24 protein-coding genes are annotated in these 25,673 nt (G+C 63.7%); 8 read left to right on the top strand and 16 right to left on the bottom strand.

The features are described from left to right. Window positions 1-150: 150 nt before the first annotated feature. Together G7047_RS17670 and G7047_RS17675 are read right to left on the bottom strand one after the other, a co-directional pair. Window positions 151-1,425: an RsmB/NOP family class I SAM-dependent RNA methyltransferase gene (locus tag G7047_RS17670; RefSeq protein ID WP_166308266.1), complete on the bottom strand. Its 1,275-nt coding sequence runs from the start codon at window positions 1,423-1,425 to the stop codon at window positions 151-153. Window positions 1,426-1,621: 196 nt separating this feature from the next. Continuing rightward, on the bottom strand, window positions 1,622-3,493 hold the full coding sequence (locus tag G7047_RS17675; RefSeq protein ID WP_166308269.1) for a M48 family metallopeptidase: 1,872 nt from the start codon (window positions 3,491-3,493) through the stop codon (window positions 1,622-1,624). A gap of 48 nt (window positions 3,494-3,541) precedes the next feature. On the opposite strand from G7047_RS17675, the gene G7047_RS17680 reads away from it, so the two are divergent. Beyond that, window positions 3,542-3,793 carry a DUF1653 domain-containing protein gene (locus G7047_RS17680; RefSeq protein ID WP_166308272.1) on the top strand — a complete coding sequence of 84 codons (252 nt, stop codon included), beginning with the start codon at window positions 3,542-3,544 and terminating at the stop codon, window positions 3,791-3,793. A 10-nt stretch (window positions 3,794-3,803) separates the two neighbouring features. Here G7047_RS17680 and purN read toward each other — a convergent pair whose 3' ends face one another. Beyond that, a complete protein-coding gene (purN, locus tag G7047_RS17685; protein ID WP_166308275.1) occupies window positions 3,804-4,382 on the bottom strand; it encodes a phosphoribosylglycinamide formyltransferase in 579 nt (192 codons plus the stop codon). Window positions 4,383-4,474: 92 nt separating this feature from the next. Here purN and G7047_RS17690 point away from each other — a divergent pair, with 92 nt between their 5' ends. From G7047_RS17690 to G7047_RS17705, 4 genes are all read left to right on the top strand, one after another. After that, complete coding sequence (locus G7047_RS17690) at window positions 4,475-5,173, top strand: YceH family protein (protein WP_166308277.1); 699 nt, start codon at window positions 4,475-4,477, stop codon at window positions 5,171-5,173. Between the two features lie 102 nt (window positions 5,174-5,275). Continuing rightward, a complete protein-coding gene (locus tag G7047_RS17695) occupies window positions 5,276-6,457 on the top strand; it encodes an acyl-CoA dehydrogenase family protein (protein ID WP_166308280.1) in 1,182 nt (393 codons plus the stop codon). Window positions 6,458-6,473: 16 nt separating this feature from the next. After that, complete coding sequence (locus G7047_RS17700; RefSeq protein WP_166308283.1) at window positions 6,474-7,589, top strand: acyl-CoA dehydrogenase family protein; 1,116 nt, start codon at window positions 6,474-6,476, stop codon at window positions 7,587-7,589. A gap of 232 nt (window positions 7,590-7,821) precedes the next feature. After that, the gene (locus G7047_RS17705; protein ID WP_166308286.1) at window positions 7,822-9,141 is read left to right on the top strand and encodes a tetratricopeptide repeat protein; all 1,320 of its coding nucleotides are present in this window, start codon (window positions 7,822-7,824) and stop codon (window positions 9,139-9,141) included. A gap of 70 nt (window positions 9,142-9,211) precedes the next feature. On the opposite strand, the gene G7047_RS17710 is transcribed toward G7047_RS17705, so the two are convergent. The 7 genes from G7047_RS17710 to G7047_RS17740 form a co-directional block, all read right to left on the bottom strand. Continuing rightward, window positions 9,212-9,868, bottom strand: coding sequence for a methionine ABC transporter permease (locus G7047_RS17710; protein ID WP_166308289.1), 657 nt, complete (start codon window positions 9,866-9,868; stop codon window positions 9,212-9,214). Continuing rightward, window positions 9,852-10,940, bottom strand: a complete 1,089-nt coding sequence (locus G7047_RS17715) for a methionine ABC transporter ATP-binding protein (RefSeq protein WP_166308291.1) — start codon at window positions 10,938-10,940, stop codon at window positions 9,852-9,854. The genes G7047_RS17710 and G7047_RS17715 overlap by 17 nt, the downstream gene beginning before the upstream one ends. Before the next feature lie 10 nt (window positions 10,941-10,950). After that, on the bottom strand, window positions 10,951-11,778 hold the full coding sequence (locus G7047_RS17720) for a MetQ/NlpA family ABC transporter substrate-binding protein (RefSeq protein WP_166312125.1): 828 nt from the start codon (window positions 11,776-11,778) through the stop codon (window positions 10,951-10,953). A gap of 141 nt (window positions 11,779-11,919) precedes the next feature. After that, window positions 11,920-13,092 (bottom strand): cytochrome c, encoded by a 1,173-nt coding sequence (locus tag G7047_RS17725; protein WP_240939165.1) that lies wholly within the window; start codon window positions 13,090-13,092, stop codon window positions 11,920-11,922. Next, window positions 13,089-13,901 carry an ABC transporter ATP-binding protein gene (locus G7047_RS17730; protein ID WP_166308293.1) on the bottom strand — a complete coding sequence of 271 codons (813 nt, stop codon included), beginning with the start codon at window positions 13,899-13,901 and terminating at the stop codon, window positions 13,089-13,091. The genes G7047_RS17725 and G7047_RS17730 overlap by 4 nt, the downstream gene beginning before the upstream one ends. Continuing rightward, window positions 13,895-14,959, bottom strand: coding sequence for an ABC transporter permease (locus tag G7047_RS17735; protein ID WP_166308295.1), 1,065 nt, complete (start codon window positions 14,957-14,959; stop codon window positions 13,895-13,897). The genes G7047_RS17730 and G7047_RS17735 overlap by 7 nt, the downstream gene beginning before the upstream one ends. After that, entirely contained in the window at window positions 14,956-15,981 is a 1,026-nt protein-coding gene (locus G7047_RS17740; protein WP_166308297.1) for an ABC transporter substrate-binding protein, read from the bottom strand. Before G7047_RS17740 ends, G7047_RS17735 begins: the two co-directional genes overlap by 4 nt. Before the next feature lie 228 nt (window positions 15,982-16,209). On the opposite strand from G7047_RS17740, the gene G7047_RS17745 reads away from it, so the two are divergent. Genes G7047_RS17745 through G7047_RS17755 form a run of 3 tightly spaced genes read left to right on the top strand, consistent with a single transcriptional unit; the run spans window position 16,210 to window position 19,234 of the window. Then, window positions 16,210-16,773 carry an OsmC family protein gene (locus G7047_RS17745; RefSeq protein WP_166308299.1) on the top strand — a complete coding sequence of 188 codons (564 nt, stop codon included), beginning with the start codon at window positions 16,210-16,212 and terminating at the stop codon, window positions 16,771-16,773. Further along, entirely contained in the window at window positions 16,770-18,131 is a 1,362-nt protein-coding gene (locus G7047_RS17750) for an O-acetylhomoserine aminocarboxypropyltransferase/cysteine synthase family protein (protein WP_166308301.1), read from the top strand. The genes G7047_RS17745 and G7047_RS17750 overlap by 4 nt, the downstream gene beginning before the upstream one ends. Beyond that, entirely contained in the window at window positions 18,128-19,234 is a 1,107-nt protein-coding gene (locus tag G7047_RS17755) for an isopenicillin N synthase family oxygenase (RefSeq protein ID WP_166308303.1), read from the top strand. Before G7047_RS17750 ends, G7047_RS17755 begins: the two co-directional genes overlap by 4 nt. Before the next feature lie 4 nt (window positions 19,235-19,238). On the opposite strand, the gene G7047_RS17760 is transcribed toward G7047_RS17755, so the two are convergent. The 6 genes from G7047_RS17760 to G7047_RS17785 all read right to left on the bottom strand — a co-directional run bounded on the left by G7047_RS17760 (window position 19,239) and on the right by G7047_RS17785 (window position 25,629). Further along, a complete protein-coding gene (locus G7047_RS17760) occupies window positions 19,239-19,940 on the bottom strand; it encodes an ABC transporter ATP-binding protein (RefSeq protein WP_166312127.1) in 702 nt (233 codons plus the stop codon). A gap of 19 nt (window positions 19,941-19,959) precedes the next feature. Further along, window positions 19,960-20,727, bottom strand: coding sequence for an ABC transporter ATP-binding protein (locus G7047_RS17765; protein ID WP_166308305.1), 768 nt, complete (start codon window positions 20,725-20,727; stop codon window positions 19,960-19,962). Next, window positions 20,724-21,785 (bottom strand): branched-chain amino acid ABC transporter permease, encoded by a 1,062-nt coding sequence (locus G7047_RS17770; RefSeq protein ID WP_166308307.1) that lies wholly within the window; start codon window positions 21,783-21,785, stop codon window positions 20,724-20,726. The genes G7047_RS17765 and G7047_RS17770 overlap by 4 nt, the downstream gene beginning before the upstream one ends. 3 nt (window positions 21,786-21,788) lie before the next feature. Continuing rightward, complete coding sequence (locus G7047_RS17775; protein WP_166308309.1) at window positions 21,789-22,661, bottom strand: branched-chain amino acid ABC transporter permease; 873 nt, start codon at window positions 22,659-22,661, stop codon at window positions 21,789-21,791. 56 nt (window positions 22,662-22,717) lie between these two features. Continuing rightward, entirely contained in the window at window positions 22,718-23,875 is a 1,158-nt protein-coding gene (locus tag G7047_RS17780) for an ABC transporter substrate-binding protein (protein WP_166312128.1), read from the bottom strand. 203 nt (window positions 23,876-24,078) lie between these two features. Further along, window positions 24,079-25,629, bottom strand: a complete 1,551-nt coding sequence (locus G7047_RS17785) for a benzoate-CoA ligase family protein (RefSeq protein ID WP_166312129.1) — start codon at window positions 25,627-25,629, stop codon at window positions 24,079-24,081. Between the last annotated feature and the right edge of the window lie 44 nt (window positions 25,630-25,673).

The raw sequence follows: 25,673 nt of genomic DNA on the forward strand, positions 1-25,673 counted from the left end.
TCGCCGAACCCCGGCGCGGCAGAACCATATTAGGAACCTGTCACAAGGCATGGATGCGCATACCCGCACAAGGTTCCGAGGAATGCTTGTAACGGCTGCAACGTCCTATGGATGGCGTTGCAGCGCCTGCGGGTGCCAGTCGGTGGGCGTTTACTTGCGCGTCCAGACTGCGGCGAAAAAACCGTCGGTCTTGTGCTGGTGCGGCCACATGCGCAGATAGCGCGTACCGGTGTCGCCGCCACTGCACAGACCATTGGCAGATTCCACCTTGAGTTGCGTGAGCAGCTCGCCCGCATCCAGCGCCTCGAAGCTCTCGTGCGCTGCCGCGAAAGCCTCGGCAATGGCTTCGTTTTCCTGCGGCAAGATGCTGCAGGTTGCATAGATCAGGCGGCCGCCCGGCTTCACGAGGCGCGCGGCGCTCGCAAGGATGGAGGTCTGCTTCTGTGCCAGCTCGGCCAACGATTCCGGCGACTGACGCCACTTCAGATCGGGATTGCGGCGCAACGTGCCCAAACCCGAGCAAGGTGCATCGACCAGCACGCGGTCAATCTTGCCTGCAAGGCGCTTGATGCGTTCATCGCGCTCATGCGCAATCGCGGCGGGATGCACGTTGGACAGCCCCGAGCGCGCCAGACGCGGCTTGAGCGCATCGAGGCGATGAGCAGACACGTCGAATGCATAGAGGCGGCCGGTGCTGCGCATGGAAGCGCCAATCGCCAGCGTCTTGCCGCCGGCGCCTGCGCAGAAATCCACCACCATCTCGCCGCGTTTGGCGTCAAGCAGCAGGGCCAGCAATTGCGAGCCTTCGTCCTGCACCTCGATGGCGCCGCGGGTAAACGCGTCGAGCTTGGTGAGCGGCGGCTTGCCGTCGATGCGCAGGCCAAGCGGCGAATACGGTGTCGCCACCGACTTGATGCCAACCTTGGCCAACTCCTTCTGCACCACATCGCGCTTGTCCTTGAGCGCATTCACGCGCAGGTCCAGCGGTGCGGGCTGCGCCATGCTGTCGGCCAGCGCCCAGAAACCAGCCTCGTCCAGTTGGGCCTTGAGCGGCTCGACCAGCCAGTCCGGCAGGTTGTGGCGGTGGTGCGCCATCAGCTCGTCGAGGTTGACGCTGTCGCAGGCATCCAGCCACTTGATTTCATGCTCGGACAGCGCCGCTTTCACGAAATCGCGCGGGCCGTAGAAGCCCAGAATGGCCAAGCGCCGCTCGCGCGGGCCGCTGCCGGAGCGGGCCAGTTGCTCGAACAGCAGCTTCTTGCGCAGAACGGCGTAAGTCGTTTCGGCCAGCGTGGCGCGCTCGCGCGGACCGAGATTGCGATGGTCGCGGAAAAAACGGGAGACCACGGCGTCTGCCGGGTGCTCGAAGGTAAGAACCTGCCTGATCAACTCAGAGCAGGCATCCAGAAGGGCTTTGGGGTGCATCCCCCGATTGTCCCATCTTTGGGGCACCCCCCTTGGGCGCTTTGCGCCTTCCCCCCGCTCTACGCATTGCTTCGCAATGCGGGCGGGGGACGCAGCCCTCGCTGCGCGGCGGCCCTTGCTCGGCTGCACTCAACTGGGCCGCGCCAGTTTCGCAAGCTGTCGGCAGCACGAAACACCATGGCCAGACTATAGGAACTTACTCCCTCACAAATACCGGTGACCCCGCCACGCGCAGCAGCTGTTCCTTGCTGCCGACCTGATCCCACGGGAAGACCCAGGCCATGCCGCCGAGGTCGATGCGCTGGCCGACCTCGGAGCACAACTGCTGTTTGGCGGCGTCTTCGGTGCAAGTGAGCGCAACCAGCAGCACGTGGGCGCGGCGGTCGGGCATACAGTTGATCTTTTTGCGCATGAGCCAGGCTTGGCGCACGGGCAGGATGCGCGCGAGCTCGGCCTGCAGTTCTGCCAATTCAAAGCTGCGTAGATCATGGGCCTGAACCGATTCAAGCACCCCGCTGCGGCTGAGCTCCTGCATCACCTCGGCCTCAGCGTTTTCGGCCTCGCGTCGGCGCTCGCGCCATTGCTTGAGCGCCTGCTCGGGGAATTCACGCCCTTCGCGCTTGGTTTCCAGTTCCTGTACCGCCATGCGCGCGGCCCAGAGTCGGTGCGCAGGGTGGTGGGTCCACAAGCGTTCCAGATATTGCAGGCAGCGCTCGGGATCCGTCTCGGCCATGTGCAGCGCCTTGCCGATCAGCGCCTGCGGGTGAACCGGGTCGCGGTCCAGCGCCTTACGGTAAAGCTCAACCGACATGTTCGACGCGGGATTGAGCCGCTTGATCAGCTGCGCCATCTCCACCAGATCGGCCACGCTGTTGTTGGCGGCATTCGCCTGCAACTCCATCACCCGGGCACGGGCGCGTTGCAGCCACGCGTGGTGGCGCTTCCACTCGTCGGCGTTGTCCTTGCACCATTCGCGGTCGAACTGGTCGATCCAGCGCGCGGCGCTCGCGCCCAGCAACTCGAGCGATCCGCGCTCGGACCACTGCTCGGGCAAGCGCGGGCGCTCCTTGCCCTTGCTTAGAGCGGCAAGACGCTCGCGCAGCACGGGGTGCGTGTCGTCCACGTTTGAGAGATTCGCCAGCCCGCTGCGCAAGGCCTCCTGCGCGAAGGTCTGGTCAGGCGTCTGCACCAGCAAACGCTGCAGAGCCTTGTACGGGCCGACGGGCAGCGGTTCGCGCACGGCCCGTGTCCAGTGCTGGTTCCAGAACCGGGTGTGCAGCCACAGCCCCTTGACTCGGCTCTCCACCAGCTCCGCCACAGCTTCTTCCCGCCCGATCAGCTTGGCCGCGAGACGGTCGGCCTCGTACTCATTCTGCCGCGCCATCGCGAAGGTGCGGGCGACAAATCGCGGGGAATACCAGCGCAGAAAGGCCTGCGTCGCGACGGCGAACGGGCTCGCCGAGTCTTCCATGCTCTCATAGAGGCGCATCCAGCTCTTGCGGGTGCGGTAGATCCACGAGCCGAGCTTGCCGTGGTCGCCGCGCAAATGGCCGTATTCATGCGCCAGCACCACCAGCATGCGACGCTTGTCGAGCGCCATGAGCATGGGTAGCCCAATCATCAGCTGATTGACAGAGCCGCCCAGCACCCCGAAGCGCGGCACCTGGCGCACACCGGCGTTGAATTCGTCGTCGAGATAGACCTCGTGGATTGGCGGGCCCTTGATGCGCTTCTGGATGCGCGCGAGCGACTTGAAGAGTTCGGGCGCGTCCTCCTCGGTCACGCGCACGCCAACGGGCGGCTCGGTCGGCACACGCAGCGCCTTGAGTCCTACCCAGAGCAGACCGCAAGCGGCGAAGACCAGAAAGATCCACACAAAGCCGAATCGCACGCTGATCAACTGGTGCACACTGAAGGCCAGCAATGCGAGCGCAACGATCACGCAGCCCATCACCCACAGGTAGCCCAGCGCCGCAAACCGGATCACGCTGCTCCGGTAGGCCCGGCTGTCGTGGGCGCAGTCCTGCTCGCTGGTGCGCGCCAGATGAACAAAATCGGCGTAATCCATCTCCTGACAACTCCCTTTATTAACCCTTACTTCCCTCCGATAGTAACCATGTCTTCAGAACAGCTCCCAATGTTGATCGTGACTCCGCCTGGCCTCTACCGCCACTACAAGGGCAATCTCTATGAAGTGCTGGACACCGTGCGCCACAGCGAAACGCTGGAGCCGATGACGCTGTACCGAGCGCTCTACGGCGAGCGCGGGCTGTGGGTGCGGCCTGCGGCCATGTTCGGCGAGACCGTGGTCATCGACGGTGTGACACAGCCCCGCTTTGCGAAGGTACCGAAAGACGAGCAGGAATAAGGTTGCGCGCTCAGCCGCGCATCAGCTCGGCAATGGCACGCGGATAGATCGCATGCTCCTGCGTGAGCACGCGGGCAGCCAGCGTGTCGGCCGTGTCGTCGGGCAGCACCGGAACGACGGCTTGCTCGAGGATCGGGCCGACGTCGAGTTCAGCCGTCACGCGGTGCACCGTGCAGCCCGCGAACTTGCAGCCCTCGTCAATCGCGCGCTGGTGCGTGTGCAGGCCGGGGAAGGCCGGCAGCAGCGAGGGATGGATGTTGACCATGCGGCCCTCGAAGTGCTGTACGAATCCGGGCGTGAGAATGCGCATGAAACCCGCCAGCACCACGAGCGCCGGGTCGTGGCGGTCGATGATCGCGGCCAGCTCGGCGTCGAAGGCCTCGCGCGTGGGAAACTGTTTGTGATCGAGCACTTCGGTGGCGATGCCGTTGTCCTTGGCGAATACCAGACCGCCTGCGCTGGCTTTGTTGCTCACGACGGCAGCAACGCGGGCACCATAGCGACCAGCCCAGTCCTGCTGCTGGGATGCACGCACAATGGCAGCCATGTTGGAGCCACCGCCCGAGATGAGGATCACGATGTTTTTCATGGGCGGCGATTGTCGCACCGAAGCCAAGGGGCGTCGGGGCAATCAGGTTATTTGATGGAACGTTGAACCCAGCACCAGAAAGAAAGAAACGCATGCCCTTCGATCCCCACACCGCCCCACTGACCGCCGAAGAAGCCCGCGTGCTGGCCACGCTGGTCGAGAAGTCGCGCACCGTGCCCGACAGCTACCCGCTCACACTCAACTCGCTGGCCTCGGGCTGCAACCAAAAGACCAGCCGCGATCCCGTGATGCAGCTCTCGGATGGCCAGATCCAGGAGGCGCTCGATAACCTGCGCCGCCGCTCGCTGGTCACCGAAATCGGCGGAACGCGTACCTCGCGCTGGGAGCACAACTTCCCGCGCGGCGTCGGCGTGCCAGACCAGTCGGCCGCCCTGCTCTGCCTCCTGATCCTGCGCGGACCGCAGACCGCCGGCGAGCTGCGCATCAACTCCGAGCGCTGGCATCGCTTTGCCGACATCTCCTCGGTTGAGGCCTTCCTCGACGAACTGCAATCGCGCAGTGAGGAAAAAGGCGGCCCGCTGGTCGTGCTGCTACCGCGCGCACCCGGTGCACGCGAGCAGCGCTGGACGCATCTGCTGTGCGGCCCGGTGGACATTGCAGCACTGGCAGCTGCGTCCAGCAGCAGCGCAGCACCCGCACCGACCCGCGACAACGCCATGGCCGAGCGCATCACCACGCTTGAGGCCGAAGTGGCGAGCCTGCGCCATGCGCTCGCCCAAATCTGCGAACAGCTCGGTATCGAAATCGAATCGAACACTGCGGGAAATTGAATCGTCACTGTCCCGACGAGGACAGTTTTGAAAAGCACGCGCGTGCTACAACAGCGACTGAACCGGGGAACCTCTCCCTGCCGATTTCATAGGAGACACACAATGGATTTGGCCTTCACGCCCGAAGAATTGGCGTTCCGCGACGAGATTCGCGAATGGGTGCGCACCCATCTGCCCAAGGAAGTTTCCGACAAGGTCCACAGCGCCCAGCGCCTCACGCGCGACGATCTACAGGGCTGGTCCAAAATACTGGGCAAGAAGGGCTGGCTCGGTTATGGCTGGCCCGAGCAGTTCGGCGGCCCCGGCTGGAACGCGATCCAGAAGCACCTGTTTGAGGAAGAATGTGCCATGGCGGGTGCGCCGCGCATCCTGCCCTTTGGCCCGGTGATGGTTGCACCGGTGATCATGGCCTTCGGCTCGCCCGAGCAGCACAGGCGTTTTCTGCCCGGCATCGCCAGTGGTGAAGTCTGGTGGAGCCAAGGCTACAGTGAACCGGGCTCGGGCTCCGACCTCGCCAGCCTCAAGACCCGCGCCGAACTCGTGGGCGACAAATACATCGTCAACGGCCAGAAGACCTGGACCACGCTCGGCCAGTACGGCGACTGGATGTTCAACCTCGTGCGCACCAGCAGCGACGGCAAGCCGCAGGCGGGCATCAGCTTTCTGCTGCTCGACATGAAGTCCCCCGGCGTGACAGTGCGCCCTATCAAGCTGCTCGACGGGGAGTGCGAGGTCAACGAGGTGTTCTTCGACAACGTCGAAGTGCCCGCTGACCAGCTCATCGGCGAAGAGAACAAGGGCTGGACCTACGCCAAATACCTGCTCGCCCACGAGCGCACCAACATCGCCGACGTGAACCGTGCCAAGCGTGAACTCGAACGCGTCAAGCGCCTGGCCAAGCAGAACGGCGTATGGGACGACTCGCGTTTCCGTGACCAGATCGCGCTGCTCGAAGTCGACGTCGTCGCGCTCGAGATGATGGTGCTGCGCGTGCTGTCCGCAGAAAAAGCGGGCAAGAAGTCGCTCGACGTCGCGGGCCTGCTCAAGATTCGCGGCAGCGAGATCCAGCAACGCTACACCGAATTGATGATGCTGGCCGCCGGCCCCTTCAGTCTGCCCTTCATCCAGGAGGCCATGGACGCAGGTTGGAACGGCAGCTTCCCCGGCGGCGACGTGCTCAACGCACCACTGGCCGCCAACTACTTCAACATGCGCAAGACCACGATCTATGGCGGATCGAACGAGGTCCAGCGCAACATCGTTGCCCAGACAGTGCTCGGTTGAAAGGGAGACAAAGAACATGGATTTCGATTTCACAGAAGACCAGCAGTCCCTGCGCGACGCCGTCGCACGCTGGGTCGACAAGGGCTATTCCTTCGAGCGCCGCAACCAGATCGTGGCAGCGGGCGGTTTTGATCGCGCGGCCTACGGCGAACTCGCCGACCTGGGCCTTGCCGCACTCACCGTGCCCGAAGCCAACGGCGGCATGGGCCTCGGCGCCATCGACGCGATGATCGTAATGGAAGAGCTTGGCCGGGGCATCGTGCTCGAGCCACTCACGCAGACATTGATCGCCTCCAACGTGCTGAGCCAGTTCGCCGACGCGGCGACCAAGGAGCGCTGGCTGCCCCGCATCGCGGGCGGCGAAGCGCTGGTCGTGCTCGCGCAGCAGGAACTCAAGTCCCGCTACCGCCTCGACATCTGCGAAGCCAAGGCCAACCCATCGGGCAGCGGCTACACCGTCACAGCCAGCAAGAGCATCGTTCCCGCAGGCGATCAGGCCGATGCCTGGCTGGTGCCCGCACAGCTCAACGGCAAAATCGCCCTCTTCCTCGTCGAGCGCAGTGCCAGCGGCGCCAGCAGCAGCGGCTACATCACGCAGGACAGCAGCCGCGCTGCGGAAGTCCGGCTGAAGGACGCCCCCGCTGAACTGGTCACCACGGATGGACTCGCAGCCCTCGAATTGGGAGTGGACACCGGCATCGCCGCGCTGTGCGCTTATTCCGTCGGCGCGATGGAAAAGACCCTGTCGATCACCACTGAATACATGAACCAGCGCAAGCAGTTCGGTGTGGTGATCGCGAGCTTCCAGGCGCTGCAGCACCGCGTGGCCGACATGAAGATGCAACTTGAGCTGGCCCGTTCGATGAGCTACTTCGCCAGCCTCAAGCTCGGTGACGAACCGGCGGCCCGTCGCCGTGCGCTCTCGCAGGCCAAGGTGCAAATTGGCAACTCCATGCGCTTCGTCGGCCAGCAGGCGGTGCAGTTGCACGGTGGCATTGGCGTGACGGACGAGTACATCGTGAGCCATTACTTCAAGGTGCTGACGCAACTGGAGATGACTTTTGGCGACACGCTGTATCACCTCGGCCAGGTCTCTGACCGCATGAAAGAGACGGCTGGCGTGTTCGGCTGATCTGCAGACACCCTTGCAATCCACGCCCCACAGGCTGCGCGCCGTGGGGCGTTTTGCATTGATTTGCCCTGCGGGGGCATCACATGCGGTAACCACACCAAACAGCCTTTCAACATGGTCGTTGATCAAGTGCAACGACGAATCCACGATAATGGAGAGTTCAGCGCCGGTGATCCGGCCCCGTCACTCGGAAGTGACCTTTTGCCAGACTGATCTGGCCGTATGAAGTTTTATGAGCGCTACTGCCACATCCTACGATCCGATTCGCAAACTGCTGGAAACGGCAACCCAGCAGATTGAAAAGAACGAGCTGCGCGAAGCCGCGCAGACGCTGAACGAATGCCAGAGGCTCTGGCCCAACGACGCCCGCGTGTACATGCTCGCAGGTCTGATGGCCGAGAAATCGGGCAATATTCCTGCCGCTTTCGATGCTTTGCGCCGCAGCGTGGCCTGCGACCCGAATTGGACACCGGGCGAACTTCAACTCGCGCTGCTGTACTCGCGTCGCGGCATGTACGACAAGGCCGTCATGCACGCCGAGCGCCTCGCCAAACGTGAGCCTAACAATGCTCTGATTCTTGCCCACCTGGTGGACTTTGCCCACGCAGTCGGCAATACGGAACTGGCCATCCGTGAAATCCGTCGAGGCCTGACTTACCTGCCGAAAGACGTGCAACTGCGCCGGGCTCTGGCCAACGATCTGCAGGTCACCGGCCAACGCGCCGAAGCGCTGGAAGTCTGGAGCAGCCTCATCGAGGACAACCCAAAGGACGAAATGGCCTTGCTGGGTCGGGTCACCACGCTGATCGAAGGTGGCAAGCCCTCCGCGGCCACCAGCGACACCACCACGCTGCTCGAGCTTTCGCCCGGCAACACGATCTACGCGTACTTCAGTGCAATCGCCCACGGAGTGACTCCGGACCACCAGCCGCCGGAACTCAACCGCATGCTGTTCGACAGCATGGCCGAAGGCTATGACCAGGCCGTTGTGCGCGGTCTGCACTATCAACTGCCCAAAATCGTCGCAGAAAAGATCATTGCACGCTTCCCAACCAAGTCACTGAGCGTGCTGGATCTCGGCTGCGGCACGGGCCTGCTGGGCGTGTGTCTGGGCCGTCTTGACGGCTTCCTGATCGGTGTGGACATCTCCACAAAAATGATTGAGCAGGCGGCGCGCCACGAGGTCTACGACCGCTTCCATACGGTCAACATGCTGGACGCTCTGCGTGAGACTCCCGGTGACATCTATGAGGTGATCACCGCGCTCGACGTGTTCATCTATACCGGCGACTTGACTGCCACCGTGCCCAACGCCCATCGCATCCTGATGCCCGCCGGCGATCTGTACTTCTCGTGCGAAATCGCCCCGGAAGAAGGTCCCGATCTGGTGCTGCAGCCCACCGGCCGCTATGCACACAAACGCAGCCACGTTCTGGCGCTGTGCAAGCAAGCCGGTTTTGTCAATGTCCAGATCGAGGATATCGTCCTGCGCGATGAAGCCGGTGGCCCGATCAACGGCTTCCTTGTCACCGCACGCAAGGCTGCTGCCTGATCAAAGCGTCAGCGCAATGACTATGAAACGGCGCGTGTCCTACGCGCCGTTTTTCTTTGCGTCATGCCCATCATCCATGCCGGTGATTCACCTGCCGACTGATCCACTCCCCGCCCAGCTGCAGCGCCGACACCAGCGCCACCAGTACGACGATCACCTCGAACATCACGCGCGTCTCGTAGCGCTCGTAACCGTAGCGAATCGCCAGATCACCGAGGCCGCCCGCCCCCACCGCGCCCGCCATGGCCGACGCATTGATCATCGCGATCACGGTGACCGTCATGCCGCCGATGATGCCCGGCAGGGCCTCGGGCAGCAGCACATGGCGCACGATGTGCCAACGCTTGCAGCCCATGGCGCGTGCGGCCTCCACCAGCCCGCCATCCACATCATTGAGACTGACCTGCGCAATGCGGGCGAAGAACGGAATCAGATTGATCGACAGCGGCACAATGGCCGCCCAGGTCCCAAGCGTGGTGCCCATCAGCAGGCGGGTGAACGGCAGCAGCGCGACGAGCAGGATGATGAACGGTACGGCGCGAAACAGGTTCACAGTGAGCGACAGGCCCTTGTGGAGACGCGGCCGCGCATACAGCCCACGTGGACCTGTGAGCGTCAGCACCACCGCCAGCGCCAGCCCGACACCGATGGAGATGACCGACGAGACGCCCACCATGACCAGCGTCTCGCCCAAGGCCTGTAGATATTTTTCAATGGGAGCCGACATAGCCCAGCACCTCCAGATGATCGGCACCCGTCGCCAGACGCAGCAGCTCGACCGATGATGATGACAGCGATGCTGCAGGAATGGACACCAGCATCTGCCCCAGCGAGTGCCCACGCAACCGATCCAGCCCGCCATGCAGCAGCGCCACATCGGAGCCCAATGCGCTCAGCGCCTGCAGAGAAACACCCTGCTGCTGGTGCGCGCCTTCAAATCGCAGACTCAGCACAGCGCGCGATGCGGCGGCCGATGGCTCGGTCTGCAGACGCTGCGCAAGGTCCAGCGGAAGACCCTGTCGGAGCGGCGAAAGCAACGCGCGACTCGCGTTCGATGCAGGCGCGCCGAACACCTTCCACACATCACCAACCTCCTGCACGCCGCCCTGATCGAGCACCAGCACCCGATCGCAGATCGCGCGGATCACGGCCATGTCGTGGGTGATGAGCACGATGGTCAACCCGAGTTGTCGGTTGATGTCACGCAGCAGCGCCAGAATCGATTGCGTAGTCTCGGGGTCAAGCGCCGACGTGGCCTCGTCGCAAAGCAGCACCTCGGGCGAGTGCACCAGCGCACGCGCGATGCCCACGCGCTGCTTCTGCCCGCCCGAGAGCTGGGCCGGGTACGCATCCGCCTTGTCCGCGAGCCCTACCAGATCGAGCAGTTGAAGAACGCGTTGATGAATCTGCGCAGGCCGCGCACCCGCCACGAGCAGCGGCAGGCCGATGTTCTCGCGCACCGTCTTGGCTGACAGCAGGTTGAAGTGCTGAAAGATCATTCCGATCTTGCGCCGCAGGGTCACGAGCCCGTTCTCGTCAAGCTCGGCCGGATTCACGCCATGGATGCGCACGCTGCCGTGCGTGGGCAGCTCGAGCGCATTGATGGTCCGCAGCAGTGTGGACTTGCCCGCGCCGCTGCGGCCGATGATGCCGAAGACCTCGCCCCAGCGCACATCGAAATTCACTCCGGACAGCGCGTGCACAGCGCCCACATCTCCCGTATCGCGGCCAAAGGATTTGCCGACGCCTTCAAAGACGATGTGCGGCTCCAACTGCACGGGCGGGGGAAGTCGGGTCATCGCCAGCTCCTCAGAACGCCGGAATCACCGAGCCCTGGTACTTGGTCTCGATGAACTTGCGTACCGGCTCGGACTGATACGCACCCACAAGCGCCTTGGTCCATGGCGCGTTCTGGTTTTCGGCACGCACGGCGATGAGATTCACATACGGATTGCGTTCGCGCTTTTCCACCGCGATGCCATCGCGCGTCGCGACCAGGCCCGCCTGATACGCGAAGCTGTTCACGATGGCGGCAGTCGCCAGATCATCGAGCGAGCGTGCGAGCACCACCGACGCCACTTCCACCAGTTCGACCTTCTGGTGCAGCTTCTTCACATCGGCCAGCGTCGCGGTGCCGGTGAACGGATCAAACCCATCGCGCAGGTCGAGCACGCCCTGATCGCGCAGCACGACGAGTGCGCGCGTCTGGTTGCTCGGGTCGTTGGGAATGCCCACGCGCGCACCGGCCGGCAGATCGGCCAGTTTCTTGTACTTCTTCGAATAGAACGCAATCGGCGAGATGTAGGTGTCGCCCGCCGACACCAGCTTGTAGCCGCGCTGTTGATTCTGGTCGCGCAGAAACGGTACATGCTGGAACGAGTTGGCCTCGAGATCGCCGTTGTTCACGCCCTCGTTGGGGCTGACCGAGCCGCTGAGCACGACGGACTTCACGGCCAGCCCGCGCTCCTTCGCAACCTGCGTGACGACTTCCCAGATTTCTTCATCCACCCCGCCACGCACACCCACGCGGATCACTGAGGGCGTCGCAGCCTGCGCAGCGGTGATGCCCAGCACACCGGCCGTTGCCGATGCAATCCATGCTGCGCCGGAAGTGCGGAGAAATTCGCGCTTGTTCATCATGATGTGTACTGCCTTCGCATGCTGAAGAGTGTTGAGATGAACCCAGTATCGACAGCGCACCACTGTTCGAACAACGAAACTTTTCAGCTAAGCACATGACTTTTGTTGGCATGTGCGATCCCAAGTCCTGCATGCCTTTCAATGCACGCGACCACCCTTCACAAAACGCACGGGCTCCGCATCCATGGTCTGGATGATGCGTGTGAGCTGGTCGTCCGGCGTAGGGCCGCTCGCTGCTTGCGGCTGATCCGCCAGCGGAGATTTGCACAGTAGATCGTCGTCGCTCCATGCAGCAGCTCCGCGTGCATTGCGCGCGCGTAGCCAGCCTTGGCGATCGGTCAGCCACTGCGTTTCATACAGTGCGGCATGGCCATTGATCAGCGATATCGCTTCGAGCGCGTCGGCAACCGAAGTCACCACGCAGTCGACAGAATCCGGCACAGCAGAGTTGCGAGATTGCGCAGGAAGCCACACGGTCACCGCGCGCGGATCGGGAAGCAGCCTTTGCGGATCGGTGGTCGTCAGCAGAACGCGCTGCGCTTGAAAGTCTCCAAGCTGCTGCTTGCTCGCGTCATGACAGCGCAATGCCATTTCTGGCAGTCGCACGGGCTGCGGCCAATTGCCAGTGGCGCGCAGCAGCTCGCCCGACGCCAGCGCGCGCAGATAGTGCAGCAGCTCCCAAGTCTCACGCACATTCAATGCCTCGCCGAACCCGGCCATGGTCTGCCGACCATCACGGCCTTTGACGCCGTGGCGCACCGCCCAGAACAGATCGCCATCCGCGCGACGCCACAGCAACGGGCTCGCAAAATTGGGCGGCCACACCTGCTGCGTCGCTGCCAACGCGCCCTGTCCCTTGCCATTCACGCCATGACATTGCACGCACTGCGCCGCGTAAAGCCGCGCGCCGCTTGCAATCGCTTGATCGGAAAAGGATACGCCAGTCACGTGAAAGCTCGTGGGATGCGCATTCGTGAACAGCACGGCCGCCGAGGGCCAAGGAGCCAGCACCACGGCCAACGCGCTTGCACCCCAAAGCCAGGGCCGCCCCTTGCGCCACCAGATGGAGATGCCGAGCACCACCACCACACCCATAGTCACCAGCAGGCTGATCGCAAACCGCCGCGCCTCGGCTTGATCAATCAGCAGATTCTCGCCCGCTAATCTCCAACGCCACGGCCACGCGGCCTGTCCATCCACATCGCCGACAAGACCCGACGCATGCATCACTCGCAGCAAAAACCACTGCGCGCGATGCATTCCTTCCAGCAGCCATTCGAGCCACGCTGCGTTATTGATCAGCTCGTTCAAAGCGAATCCGGCAGCCCCAGATGCGAGAGCGCTTGCTGCCGCAGCTCGACAAAACGCGACTGCGCGCGGTGGCGCGGATACGGCAGATCAACATGCAGTTCGACCACCGCACGCGCAGGACGCGGCGAGAAGACGATCACACGGCTCGCGAGAAACAGCGCCTCTTCCACATCGTGCGTGACCAGCAACACCGAGAAGCCCGCGCGTTGCCACAGCTTGAGCAGTTCGCTTTGCATCGAAAGCCGTGTGAGCGAATCGAGCTTTCCCAAAGGCTCATCAAGGATCAGAAGTTGCGGATCATTCACCAGCGCACGCGCCAGCGCCGCACGCTGCGCCATCCCGCCAGAGAGCTGATGCGGATAGCTGTTGGCGAACTCCGTCAGCCCCACCAGTTCGAGAGCTTCGTCGATGCGTGCATGTTGTTCCTTGATCACCTTGCGCGCCTGCAGACCCAGCGCCACATTGTCGCGCACCGTGCGCCACGGGAACAGCGTTGGGTCCTGAAACACCACAATGCGCGAAGGATCGGGCTGGGTGATCGCCGCACCGTCCTGCGTGATGCGGCCCTCTGTGGGCTCCTCCAAACCCGCAACCAGACGCAGCAGCGTGGACTTGCCGCAGCCGCTCGGCCCCAGCAGCGCGACGAACTCGCCGGGCTTGACCGCAAGGCTCACATCGTCGAGCACCGCGAGCGCACCCTGCTGCTGCGCAAAGCTGTGGCTCACATGCTCGATGTCGATCTCCGCACCACGCACCGCCACCGGTGCTTCGATGACTGCATCACTGACTGTTTGTGCTGAATTCACCATTTCACGGTTCCTTTCTGCCACACCAGAACGCGGTCACGCAAGGTGAAAAGCAAAGTGATCAGCCCGGAGCACAACACCGCCATCACGAGCAGCGCGCCGTACATGTTGGCGTAGGCGGCCCAGCCCTGCGCCCATTGCAGATACCAGCCCAGCCCCGCCTTCACACCCATCATCTCCGCCGTGATCAACACCGAAAACGCCGCGCCAAGCCCCATGAACAGACCGACGAAAACCTGCGGCAGCGCAGCCGGAATGGCGACGCGCAGCACGAGGAACCAGTTCGATGCCCCAAGCGTGCGCGCCACGTCGTAGTAGCTCTTGTTCACGTTGGCGACGCCCGACCAGGTCAGCACCGCGACCGGGAAGAACGTGGCAAGCGCGATCAGAAATACCGCTGCGCTGTAGCTCGATGGTGCAAAGAAGAACGCCAGTGGCAGCAGCGCCGATGCAGGCACCGGACCCAGAAAGCGCAGCAACGGATGCACCCAGTAGCCCGCAATGCGCGACCAGCCCACCCACACGCCGACCGCGAAGCCAACCACCGCACCAATGGCGATTCCGTTGACCAGAAGACGCAGCGAATGCGCAATCGACAAGCCCAGTCGACTGGCATCATCGATGAACACCTCGAACAGGCTTTGCGGTGGCGCGAAGAACGGAGGCGGAAGCGTGCCAGTCTTGGCCGTCAGCACCTGCCAGATCGCGAGCAATGCGGCCCCGGCGACGAGCCACGGACCCGCGGGCCTGAGCTTCTGAAAGAAACCACCGAGCCGCTCACCCGCCAGCGAGATCGCCAACAACAACACCGCCACGACAGCCGCCGCAATGGCGAATTCCTGCGTGTAGGCCCAGTCACTGAAGCCAATCTCCTTGTTGGGCCAGAACGCAGTCAGCGCCGCGAGCCCGAACCACGCAAGCGCAGCCCATGCGCCCTGTTTCCAGACAGCAATTCGCGCAGCGGCGCGTGTGTCCTTCGCCTTGACTTGACTGAGCGATGGCGCTTTGAGCACTGGCGTAGCGGCGCCGGGTGCGGTAAGGGAAATGGGCAGGCTGCTCATGACAGTACATCCAGAGAAACATGGTTGGCGAAGCGCACGGGATCGGTACTCTTCTTGAGAATTCCGGCCGAGCGGAAATCGGCTGCGAAGTCGCGCACCTCGTCGCGCAGATTGCTGCCTGCGGGATGGTGCTTGTAGGTCAGGTCGGCCAGCAGCCTCTGCAGATCGTCGACCTCGAACTTGGGCGTGTACTTGGCAAAGATGCGCGCCGATTCGTTGGGATTCTCGGCCACGTATTGCGAGGCTTGCGCGAGCGCGCGCACCACGCCAGCCACATGCTTTCGGTCCCCGCGCGCAAACTTGCCGCCCGCGCCCAATACGCAGCAGATCTTCTCGGCATACTCGCCCTTGGCGCTGTTGCCCAGCTCGGTGAACACGCCGGGGTTGCGCTTTTCAATGAGATAGAGGTTCGGGTCGCCATCGGCAATCGCGTGCACCTCACCCTTCTTCACCGCCACGTCGAGCAGATCGGCCGGGTAGACGCGCCACTCGACATCCTTCTCCACATCGAGCCCCTTCTTCGCGAGATGAATGCTGTAGAACTGCTTGGCCGGAGCGTTCAAATCGGCCACGCCAATCACCTTGCCCTTGAGCGTCTTCACATCCTGCGTGACGCCCGCCGAGTTCACGCCGACCAGCCGCAAGCAGCCGCCATGCACGCTGCCCACCAGCTTCACGTCGAGCCCCGCTTCCAGCGGTTTGACCCAGCGGTGGATCAGACCCACACCGACCTCGGCCTTGCCGGTGGCGAGCGCCTCTAGCAACTGGTCGGCCGCGCCGCCCCAGTTCAGCACCTCGACCTGCAGGCCGTTCTGTTCGAAGAAGCCGCGCTCCAGCGCAATCGGCACGGGCACCTGGCAGAAGCTCGCCTGGCTCCACGCAAACGTGATCTTGCGCGGTTGCGACAACACCGGCAGCGGAGAAAACGCCGCAGTGGCAGCGGTGCCAGCGACTGCGGCGCTGGCGAGAAACTGGCGGCGACTCAGGCCATCCAGCACCCCCACGGGACCCAATTCGTTCATGTGAGAACTCCCTGTTCGTTCGTTGATCAATGGACCGAACGATAGGCAGGCGCAGCGGCTTTTCCAACAAAGAATTACGCGTATCGATATGCGCAATCCACTCAGCACCGTTGTTGCCGCGCAGTGCATATGCATCTGCAAAAAGCTTCGTAGGCAGCGCTTTCGCGCAAGTTCAGGATGCACTCATCGCCATTCAAGCATTCCAACTCGCCAACAGCGGAGCACTCCATGAGCCTCAACGACTACCTCTCCTACAAACGCAGCGCCGTGCTGGCGCGTGACGAACGCATTGCCAAGGGTTCCGCCGAAGCGCATACGCTGCAGGCCCATGTCACGGCGGAGGGCCGCAGCGGCGTGCGGCGTCTGCGCATCCGCGAGCACCAGGTCATCAGCGACAGCCCGTATGACTTCGCGGGCTTCAACCTCGGCCCCTCGTCGCCCGAGCTGCAGCTCGGCGTGCTTGGCACCTGCGTCACGCACATCTTCGAGATCCAGGCAGCCAAGCTGCAGGTGCCGCTCGATCGCCTCGAGGTGAAGGTGCAGGGCCGCATCGATCCGCGCGCCGGCCATCCCGGCCACGAAGCCACGCCGATCTGGCCGCACGACATAGCCTACGAAGTGCAGGTGGAAACCACGGCCAGCGACGAGCGCCTCGCCGAGCTGTTCGAGGCCGTCGAGCGCAACTGCCCGATCCTCAATCTGCTGCGCAATCCGCAGCAGATCGCAGGCCGTGTCGTGCGCACGGCAAGCACCTCGCAGAAGAAAGCCGAACAGGCAGAGGTGACGGCATGAGCGAACCCACAGCACCTCCGTGGCACGCGGACACCATCGTGCTGCACGCTGGCTACAACGGCCATGAGCACCAGCGCAGCGCAGCGGTGCCGATCTACCAGAGCACCTCTTATCTTTTCGAGAGCGCACAGCAGGGAGCCGATCTCTTCGACCTCGTCGAGGAAGGCCACATCTACGCGCGCACCGGCAACCCCACGCAAGCCGTGCTTGAAGAACGCATCGCGCAGCTCGAAGGCGGAACTGCTGCGCTGGCCGTGGCGTCCGGCATGGCGGCGATCGACATGGCGATTGCGACGCTTGCGCAAGCGGGCGACCATGTGGTGGTCGCGTCGCAGCTCTATGGCGGCACGCAGAATCTCATCGCGCATGTGCTCAAGGCGCGTGGCATCACGAGCACGCTGCTGCATCGCAATGAGCTTGCGCAGCTCGAGCAAGCCTTCACTCCACACACCAAGGCCGTGTTCGTCGAGTCGGTCGCCAACCCATCGGGCAACATCGCCGATCTCGCTGCGATTGCCGCGAAGGCGCACGCACATGGCATCGCAGTCATCGTGGACAACACCAGCGCCACGCCGCTGCTGATCCGCCCGTTCGACCACGGCGCGGACATCGTCGTGCATTCGGCGACCAAGTACATCGGCGGGCACGGCAACGTGATCGGCGGCGTGATCGTCGACGGTGGCCGCTTCGACTGGGGCGCGCATGCGGAACGCTATCCGCAGTTCACGACGCCCGAGCCCGCGTTCCACCACTTCGTGATCACCGAGAAATTTCCCGAGTTCCCGTTCGTCGCGCGCACGCGCACCGTGGTGCTGCGCAACAGCGGCGCATCGCTGGCTGCGCTCTCGTCGTTCCTGCTGCTGCAAGGGCTTGAGACGCTCGCGCTGCGCCTTGATCGCATCAGCCACAACACGCGCGAGCTGCTTGACTTTCTGGTGCAGCACCCGCAGGTCTCGCGCGTGAGTCATGTGTCGCTCACAACGCATCCCGACCACATCCACGCGCGGCGCTATCTGCGTGGCGGGCATGTGCCCGGACTGATCTCGTTCGAACTCTATGGCGGGCGCGATGCTGCGCGCCGTTTCTACGACGCGCTCTCTCTGTTCCAGCGCCTCGTCAACATCGGCGACAGCAAGTCGCTCGCCGCGATTCCCGCAGAGACCACGCACCACCTGCTCACCGACGACGAGCTGCAACAGGCCGGCATCGCTCCGGGACTGGTGCGGCTGTCGGTGGGCATCGAGCATCCCGAAGATCTGATCTCCGACCTGCGCCAGGCATTGCAGCACGCCGATGCTCCGCACACCTCGCCATCGCACTTCACCACCCGAACACTTGCACTGGAGGAACACCCATGAGCGCAGCCGCATTGGCCCTTGCCGAATCCCCCGTTGATGACGACAACGCCACGGCGCTGCCGGTCATCGACCTCTCCGAACTCGACGCACCGGGCGACCACGCCGCGTTTCACGAGCGCTTGGCACGCATCGCGCGCGACACCGGCTTCTTCTATCTCGAAGGCCACGGCATCGACGTGCAGCAAATCCGCGCGCTCGAACGTCTTACGCGCGAGGCCTTCCAACTGCCCGCCGAGGCCAAGGACCGCATCGCCATCCGCAATACGCCACACTTTCGCGGCTACACCGGCGTGGGCGGCGAGATCACGCGGCTCAAGCCCGATCTGCGCGAGCAGCTCGACTTCGGTGAAGAGCTGCCCGCAGTGACTTCAAGCGATCCCGATCACCCAATCTGGTGGGGCCTGCAAGGCCCGAACCAATGGCCCGATGTACTGCCCGAACTGAAACCCGCCGTGCTCGATTGGCTCGACGAAACGCGCGCCGTGGCCGAGCGCCTGCTGCGCGCATTTCTCGTCGCACTCGGTCAGGAGCCCGATGCGCTCGACGCGCTGATTGGTGCACCGCGCAACCACCGGCTCAAGATCATCCACTACCCTGGCCAGCCGCAAGAACAGTCCGATCAGGGTGTGGGCGCTCACAAGGATGGCGGCCTGCTCACGCTGTTGCTGCAGGACGATGTGGGCGGTCTGCAGGTGCTGGGCACGAACGGCTGGATCGACGTGCCGCCGCGCGAAAACGCCTTCGTCATCAACATCGGCGAGATGCTGGAGCTGGCGACCAACGGCTATCTGCGCGCCAACGTGCACCGCGTGGTCTCGCCGGGCAACGGTGCGGATCGTTACTCCATCGCCTACTTCTTCTCGCCGAGCCTGCATGCGCAGGAAGTGCCACTGCTCGCGCTGCCCGATGCCCTCGCCGCGCAGGCCACCGGCCCCGAGAGCGATCCCGACAACCCGCTGTTTCGCCACATCGGCACCAACGCGCTCAAGGGCCGCATCCGCTCGCACCTTGACGTGGCCGAGCGTTTCTATCCCGCGCAGTTCGCATTGCTCAAGGCGCAGGCGGCGGCGCATGGCAGGCCGCTGCAAGCCTCGGCGTATTGATTGATCAGACTCCGAGCAGCTGTGCGAGCCGTTCAGGCTGGGCATGCAGTTGCGCGGAGTCTTCCGCGACAACGAGTCGCCCCTTTTCCATGACCACCGCGCGGTCCGTGTGGGCGAGCACCTTGCGGTAGTCGCGGTCCACGATCAGCGTGGAAATGCCAGTGCTGCGGATTTCGGCGATCACGCGCCAGATCTCGGCGACCACCAACGGAGCGAGGCCTTCGGTGGCCTCGTCGAGAATCATCAGGCGCGGGTTGGTCATCAGCGCGCGGCCTATCGACACCATCTGCTGCTCGCCGCCCGAAAGCTGATTGCCGCCGTTGTTCCAGCGCTCCTTCAGGCGGGGAAAGGTCTCCAGCACGCGCTCGTAGGTCCAGTGCCGCTCGCCGCTCAGACCCGCACGTGCGCTCATCTGCAGGTTCTCCTTCACCGTGAGATTCGGGAACACGCCGCGCCCCTCAGGCACGTAGCCGATGCCAAGCCGTGCCATCTTCTCGGGTGGCGCACCCGTCACCGCTTTGCCGTCGCAATGCACGCTGCCGCTGCGCGCACGCACATAACCCATGAGCGTGCGGATCAGCGTTGTCTTGCCCATGCCGTTGCGCCCGAGCAGGCCCACGGCTTTGCCGCGCGGAATATCGAGGCTCACGCCATGCAGGATGTGGCTGTCGCCGTAGTAGGTATGCAGGTCTTCGATGCGGAACATGCCGCTGTCCGCGCTCGCCTCAGCCATGTTGTTCTTCTCCAAGATAGGCTGTGCGCACGACAGGATCGACGCGGATTTCATCGGGCGATCCGCTCGCTACCACGCTGCCGTTGACCATCACCGTGATGCGGTCGGCGATGCGGAACACGGCATCCATGTCATGCTCGACCAGCAGCACCGCGTGATGCGACTTGAGCTCGCCCAGCAGCGCCAGCATGCGTTCGGTTTCTTCCGCGCCCATGCCCGCGAGCGGCTCGTCAAGCAGCAGCACCTTGGGCTCGGTGGACAGGCACATCGCGACTTCAAGTTGGCGCTTGGCGCCGTGGCTCAGGCTGCCCGCCTGCACATGCTTCCAATGCAGCAGACCGGCACGCGCCAGCGCGGCCTCGGCACGTTCGTTGCTCAAAGCGCAGCCACTAGCGGCCTGCCAGATGTGCCATGGCCGGGGATGGGCCTGGGCCTGCGCGGTGAGGCGGCAGTTCTCCAGCACGGTGAATTCCGGGAAGATCGTGGTGCGCTGGTAGCTGCGGCCGATGCCTGCGCGTGCGCGTTGCGGCTGCGGCATCTGGGTGACATCCCTGCCGTCGAGCGTGATCGCACCACCGCTTGCGGCGATTTCGCCCGACAGCATGTTGATCAGCGTAGACTTGCCCGCGCCGTTGGTGCCGATGACGGCGTGCACCTCGCCCACATGCAGATCGAGATTCACCTCATTGACGGCGATGAGCCCGCCGAATCTGCGCGTGAGATGGCGCACGGCCAGCTTGGGGGTGGATGCATCGCTCATGCGCGACTCCTTCGCTTCACCATGTCGCCAATGCCCATCACGCCCTTAGGCAGCAGCGCGACGAGCACGATGATGGCGATGCCGAGCGTGAGCTGCCAGTGGTCCGCCGCAGCGCCGACCAGCGCATGGGTGCTCAATAGTTCCTTGAGCAGCACGAAGGTGATGGTTCCCACCACCGCGCCGCGCAGCGATCCGATACCACCCAAAATCACCATCAGCAGCACCTCGCCCGAGTGGTGCCAGGCCAGCAGTTCGGGATTGACTACGCCGTCCCGCGCCGCCAGCAAAAACCCGGCCACGCCCGCAAGCACACCGGCGATCACGAATGCGGCGAGCTTGTACCCGTAGGTCGCGAACCCGGCCGCGCGCATGCGCTGCTCGTTCACGCGGATGCCCGCGAGCGCCGCGCCGAAGCGCGAGCGCGCGATCAGCGCGAGCAGCAGATAGACCAGCACCAGCGCGCAGAGCACCACGTAATACTGCGTGCGGCTGCTTTCCATATCGAGCGCACCGATGGCGGGGCGCACCATGAGGTAGATGCCGTCGCTGCCGCCCCCCACCGAGGTGTCGTGAAAGACGAAGTAGGCGAGCTGCGCGAACGCGAGCGTCACCATGATGAAGTAGACGCCCTTGGTGCGCAGGCTGAACGCGCCGATGAACAACGCACAGAGCCCGCTGGCCGCCATCGCAGCGAGCAGCAGCACCAGAAAGTTGCCGCCTTCGGGCGACGACGCAAGCACCGTCGCATAGGCCCCGATGCCGAAGAACGCCGCATGGCCAAGACTCACCAGCCCCGTGCCGCCGACGAGCAGCTGCAAGCTCAACGCGAAGATCGCGAGGATCATGATCTTCACGACCAGATCGGAGAGATACGAGGACCACAGCGGCGCAAGCATGGCAAGAATCACCGCGACGATGAGCGGCCCGATCAGGCCACGCAGCCCGCGCTCGGCATTGCGCGCGGCCGCAGGCATGCTTTCAGCGGTCACCAGGGGCGCATCGGCGTAGCTTTGTTCTGCCGATTGCAGATCGGCAAGGGGCGTTTTGCTTGTTGCCATAGCTCAGCTCCTCTTGCCCATCAGGCCCTCGGGCCGCCACACGAGGATGATGGCCATGAGCAAATAGATGCTCATGCCGCTGAGCTCCTGAAAGAACACCTTGCCGAAGGTGTCGACAAAGCCGACCAGCAGCGAGGCGACGAGTGCGCCGGTGATCGAGCCGATGCCGCCGATGACCACCACCACAAAGCAGATGATGAGCACGCTCGAGCCCATGTTCGGGTAGACCGATGCCATGGGCGCTGCGATCATCCCGGCAAGTGCCGCGAGCGCTACGCCGAGCGCGAACACTATGCGGTACAGCCGTTTGATGTCGATGCCGAGGCCACGCACCATGTCGCGGTTGCTCGCTCCCGCGCGCACCATCATGCCGAGGCGCGTGCGGTTGACCATCCAGTACATGGCGGCCGCGACGAGCAGGCAGACCAGCGTCGCGAACACGCGATACCACGGGTAGCTCATCATGCCAAGCAGCGAGAAGCTGCCTGCCAGCCATTCGGGCGGCTGCACGCCGTGCACGTCGTTGCCGACAAGGATGGCGCGCAGTTCCTCGAACACCAGAATCAGGCCGAAGGTCATCAGTACTTGCTGCAGATGATCGCGTTCATACAGAAAACTGAAGAACGCCCATTCAAGCAGATAGCCCAGCACCACGGCCAGCACCACGCCGACCAGCAGCATGGTGATGAAGTGCTGCCCCAGATACGGCGCGAGCGCGAACGCCATGTAGGCGCCAATCATGTAGAAGCTGCCATGGGCCAGGTTGATCACGCCCATGATGCCGAAGATCAGCGTCAGCCCCGAAGACAGGAGAAACAGCAGCAGCCCGTACTGAACCGAGTTCAGGCACTGCACCAGAAAAGTCGCAAGATCCACGGCAGCCCCGAATCAGTCGTCGTGTTGATGAGAGAGCGGCGCCGGGGCGCCGGGGTTCAGAGTTTGCAGCCGCGCGCTGGGTCGGCCAGTCCCTTCACGGCCACGCCAAGCTTCTTGTTTTCCTTGCCTTCGACCTTGCGCAGATAGATGTCCTGCACCGGGTTGTGCGCCTTGCTCAATGTGAAGTCGCCGCGCGGGCTGGCGATGGTGGCCTTTTCCACGGCGGCGCGGAACACGTCCTTCTTGCTCACGTCGCCACCCGCCGCCTTCAGGCCCACGGCCAGCATCTGCGCGGCGTCGTAGCCCTGCACGGCATACACGTCGGGCATGAGCTTGTAGGCCTTGGCGTAGTTGGTGCGGAAGACCTTGTCGCGCTCGGTGCCCAGTTCGTCGGCATAGTGCAGCGTGGTCAGCATGCCTTGAGCGGCCTCGCCCTGAGCGTCGAGCGTGCCATCGGTGAGAAAGCCCGGGCCGTACAGCGGAATGGTCTTGGACAGGCCTGCCGCGTGGTAGTCCTTCACGAACTTCACCGCGCCCGCGCCCGCGAAGAAGGCGAACACTGCATCGGGCTTGGCCGCCGCGATCTCGGTGAGCAGCGCCTGGAATTCCACATTCGGGAACGGCAGTGTGAGCTGCTTGTTGACCTTGCCGCCGTTCTTCTCGAAGCCTTCCTTGAAGCCTGCCACAGCCTCTTCACCGGCCGCATATTTCCAGGTGATGGTCATCGCGTTCTTCTTGTTCTCCTGCTTGGCGGCGACCACGCCCATTGGGTAGGCGGTCTGCCAGTTGCTGAAGGACGAGCGGAAGATCGTCGGCCCGCACATCGGCCCGGTCACCGCGTCGGCACCGGCATTGGGCACAATGAGGATGGTGTTGCTTTCCTTGGCCGCGCGCGCCATCGCCATAGCGACGCCCGAGTGCACGGTGCCAACGATCACATCAACCTTGTCGCGCTTGATCAGGCGGTTGACGTTGTCGGTCGCCTTGGATGGATCGGACTCGTCATCGACCTTGAAATACTCGATCTCGCGTCCGCCGAGCTTGCCGCCCTGCTCGCCGACATACATGCGAAAGCCGTTCTCGATGGCCACGCCCAGCGCCGCGAAGGTGCCGCTGGCAGGCAGCATGAAGCCAACCTTGATCTTTTCCTGCGCAAAGGCGGTGCCGCTTCCCATTGCAAATGCTGCCATCGTCGCCAGCGATGCCAGGCCCATCGCGCCCTTGAAATTCCATGCGTTTTTCATCTTTATTGTCTCCATTTGTCTCGCGTCAATATCTGTATGCCGATGATCGCGTGTGTTGGCAGATCACGATGTGGGGAATGCCCGTAGCGTGAACCAGCAGCAACGCATTTTTTCGCTCGCGCGGGCAGCACCCGTGCCACCTATGCGCCACTCATACCCCATTCATGCGCCATTCAAGCGGCGGGCTCGCGTAGGCGAAAGCGCTGGATCTTGCCCGTGGCCGTCTTGGGCAGCTCGGCCACGAACTCGATGAAGCGCGGGTATTTGTAGGGGGCGAGCCGCTCCTTCACGAAAGCCTTGAGCTCTTCCTCGCTCGCCGACCGGCCCGGCTTGCAGACCACGAACGACTTGGGCTTGACAAGACCGTCCTGATCCATCTTGCCGACCACCGCAGCCTCGAGCACTGCCGGGTGCTGCATCAGCGTGGCCTCGACCTCGAACGGCGAGACGTAGATGCCGCTCACCTTGAGCATGTCGTCGCTGCGGCCCGCGTAGGTGTAGTAGCCGTCGGCATCGCGGCTGTACTTGTCGCCGCTCTTGAGCCATTCGCCACGAAAGGTGTCGCGCGACTTGCTGCGGTTGTTCCAGTACATCAGCGCGGTGCTCGGGCCCTTGATGAAAAGCTCACCGATCTCGCCATCCGCCACCGGCTTGCCGTCCTCGCTGCGCAACTCGACTTCATAGCCCGGAACGGGCTTGCCGGTGCTGCCGTAGCGGATGTCGTCCGGCCGATTGGACAAAAAGATGTGCAGCATTTCGGTCGACCCCAGACCGTCGACGATCTCCGCGCCGAAATGCGCCTTGAAGCGCTGGGCGATCTCGGCGGGCAGCGCCTCCCCGGCCGAGGAACACATGCGCAGACTGACGTGTTCACGCTTGGGCAACTCCGAATGCGCCATCATTCCCGCGAATCCCGTGGGCGCACCAAAGAACACGGTCGGCCGGTGCTGCACCCAGCGCGAGAAGGTGGCCAGCGGCGTTGGCCGCTCGGCCATGAGCACCACCGTCGCGCCCACGCTCAACGGAAAGGTCACCGCGTTGCCGAGTCCGTAGGCGAAGAACAGCTTGGCGGCGGAAAAGCAGATGTCGCTTTCGGTGAGCCCGAGGATCGCCTTTCCGTAGAGCTCGGCGGTCCAGTACGGATTGGCCTGAGTGTGCACCGTGCCCTTGGGCTTGCCGGTGGAGCCCGACGAATACAGCCAGAAGCCCGGATCGTCGCCCATGGTGCGGGCGGGCAGCGCGAGCGGCGTCTGCATCTCCACCCAGTTGTCGAAGTCCTGATAGCCGTGCGGCAGGCCATGCGCCTCGCCCGAGCGCGCCACCCAGATGTGCTGCACCTCGTGCTCGGCGCGCTTCAGGGCCTCCTGCACCATCGGCACCAGCGCGCCGTTGGTCAGAATGGCCTGCGCGCGGCTGTTCTGCAGCATGTAGGCGTAGTCGTCGGCGGTGAGCAGCGTGTTGACCGCCACAGGCACCACGCCCGCATACATTGCGCCCAGAAAGCTCACCACCCATTCGCGCATGTCCTGCATCAGCAGCAGCACCCGCTCCTCGCGATGCACCCCGCTACTCACCAGTGCGTGGGCCATGCGCAGCGCCTGATCCTCGAGCTCGCCATAGGTCAGCGTGCCGTGATCGTCGATGTAGGCCACCTTGTCCGGGCGGGCACGGTTGGCATCAAACAGATGGCACGCGAAGTTGAAAGGCCGGTCGAAATCCACCACCGTGGACCCCGCCTGCTGCCCGGACATGGGGTTGGCGACTTGCA

The organism is Diaphorobacter sp. HDW4A, from assembly GCF_011305995.1.
GTDB lineage: Bacteria > Pseudomonadota > Gammaproteobacteria > Burkholderiales > Burkholderiaceae_C > Diaphorobacter_A.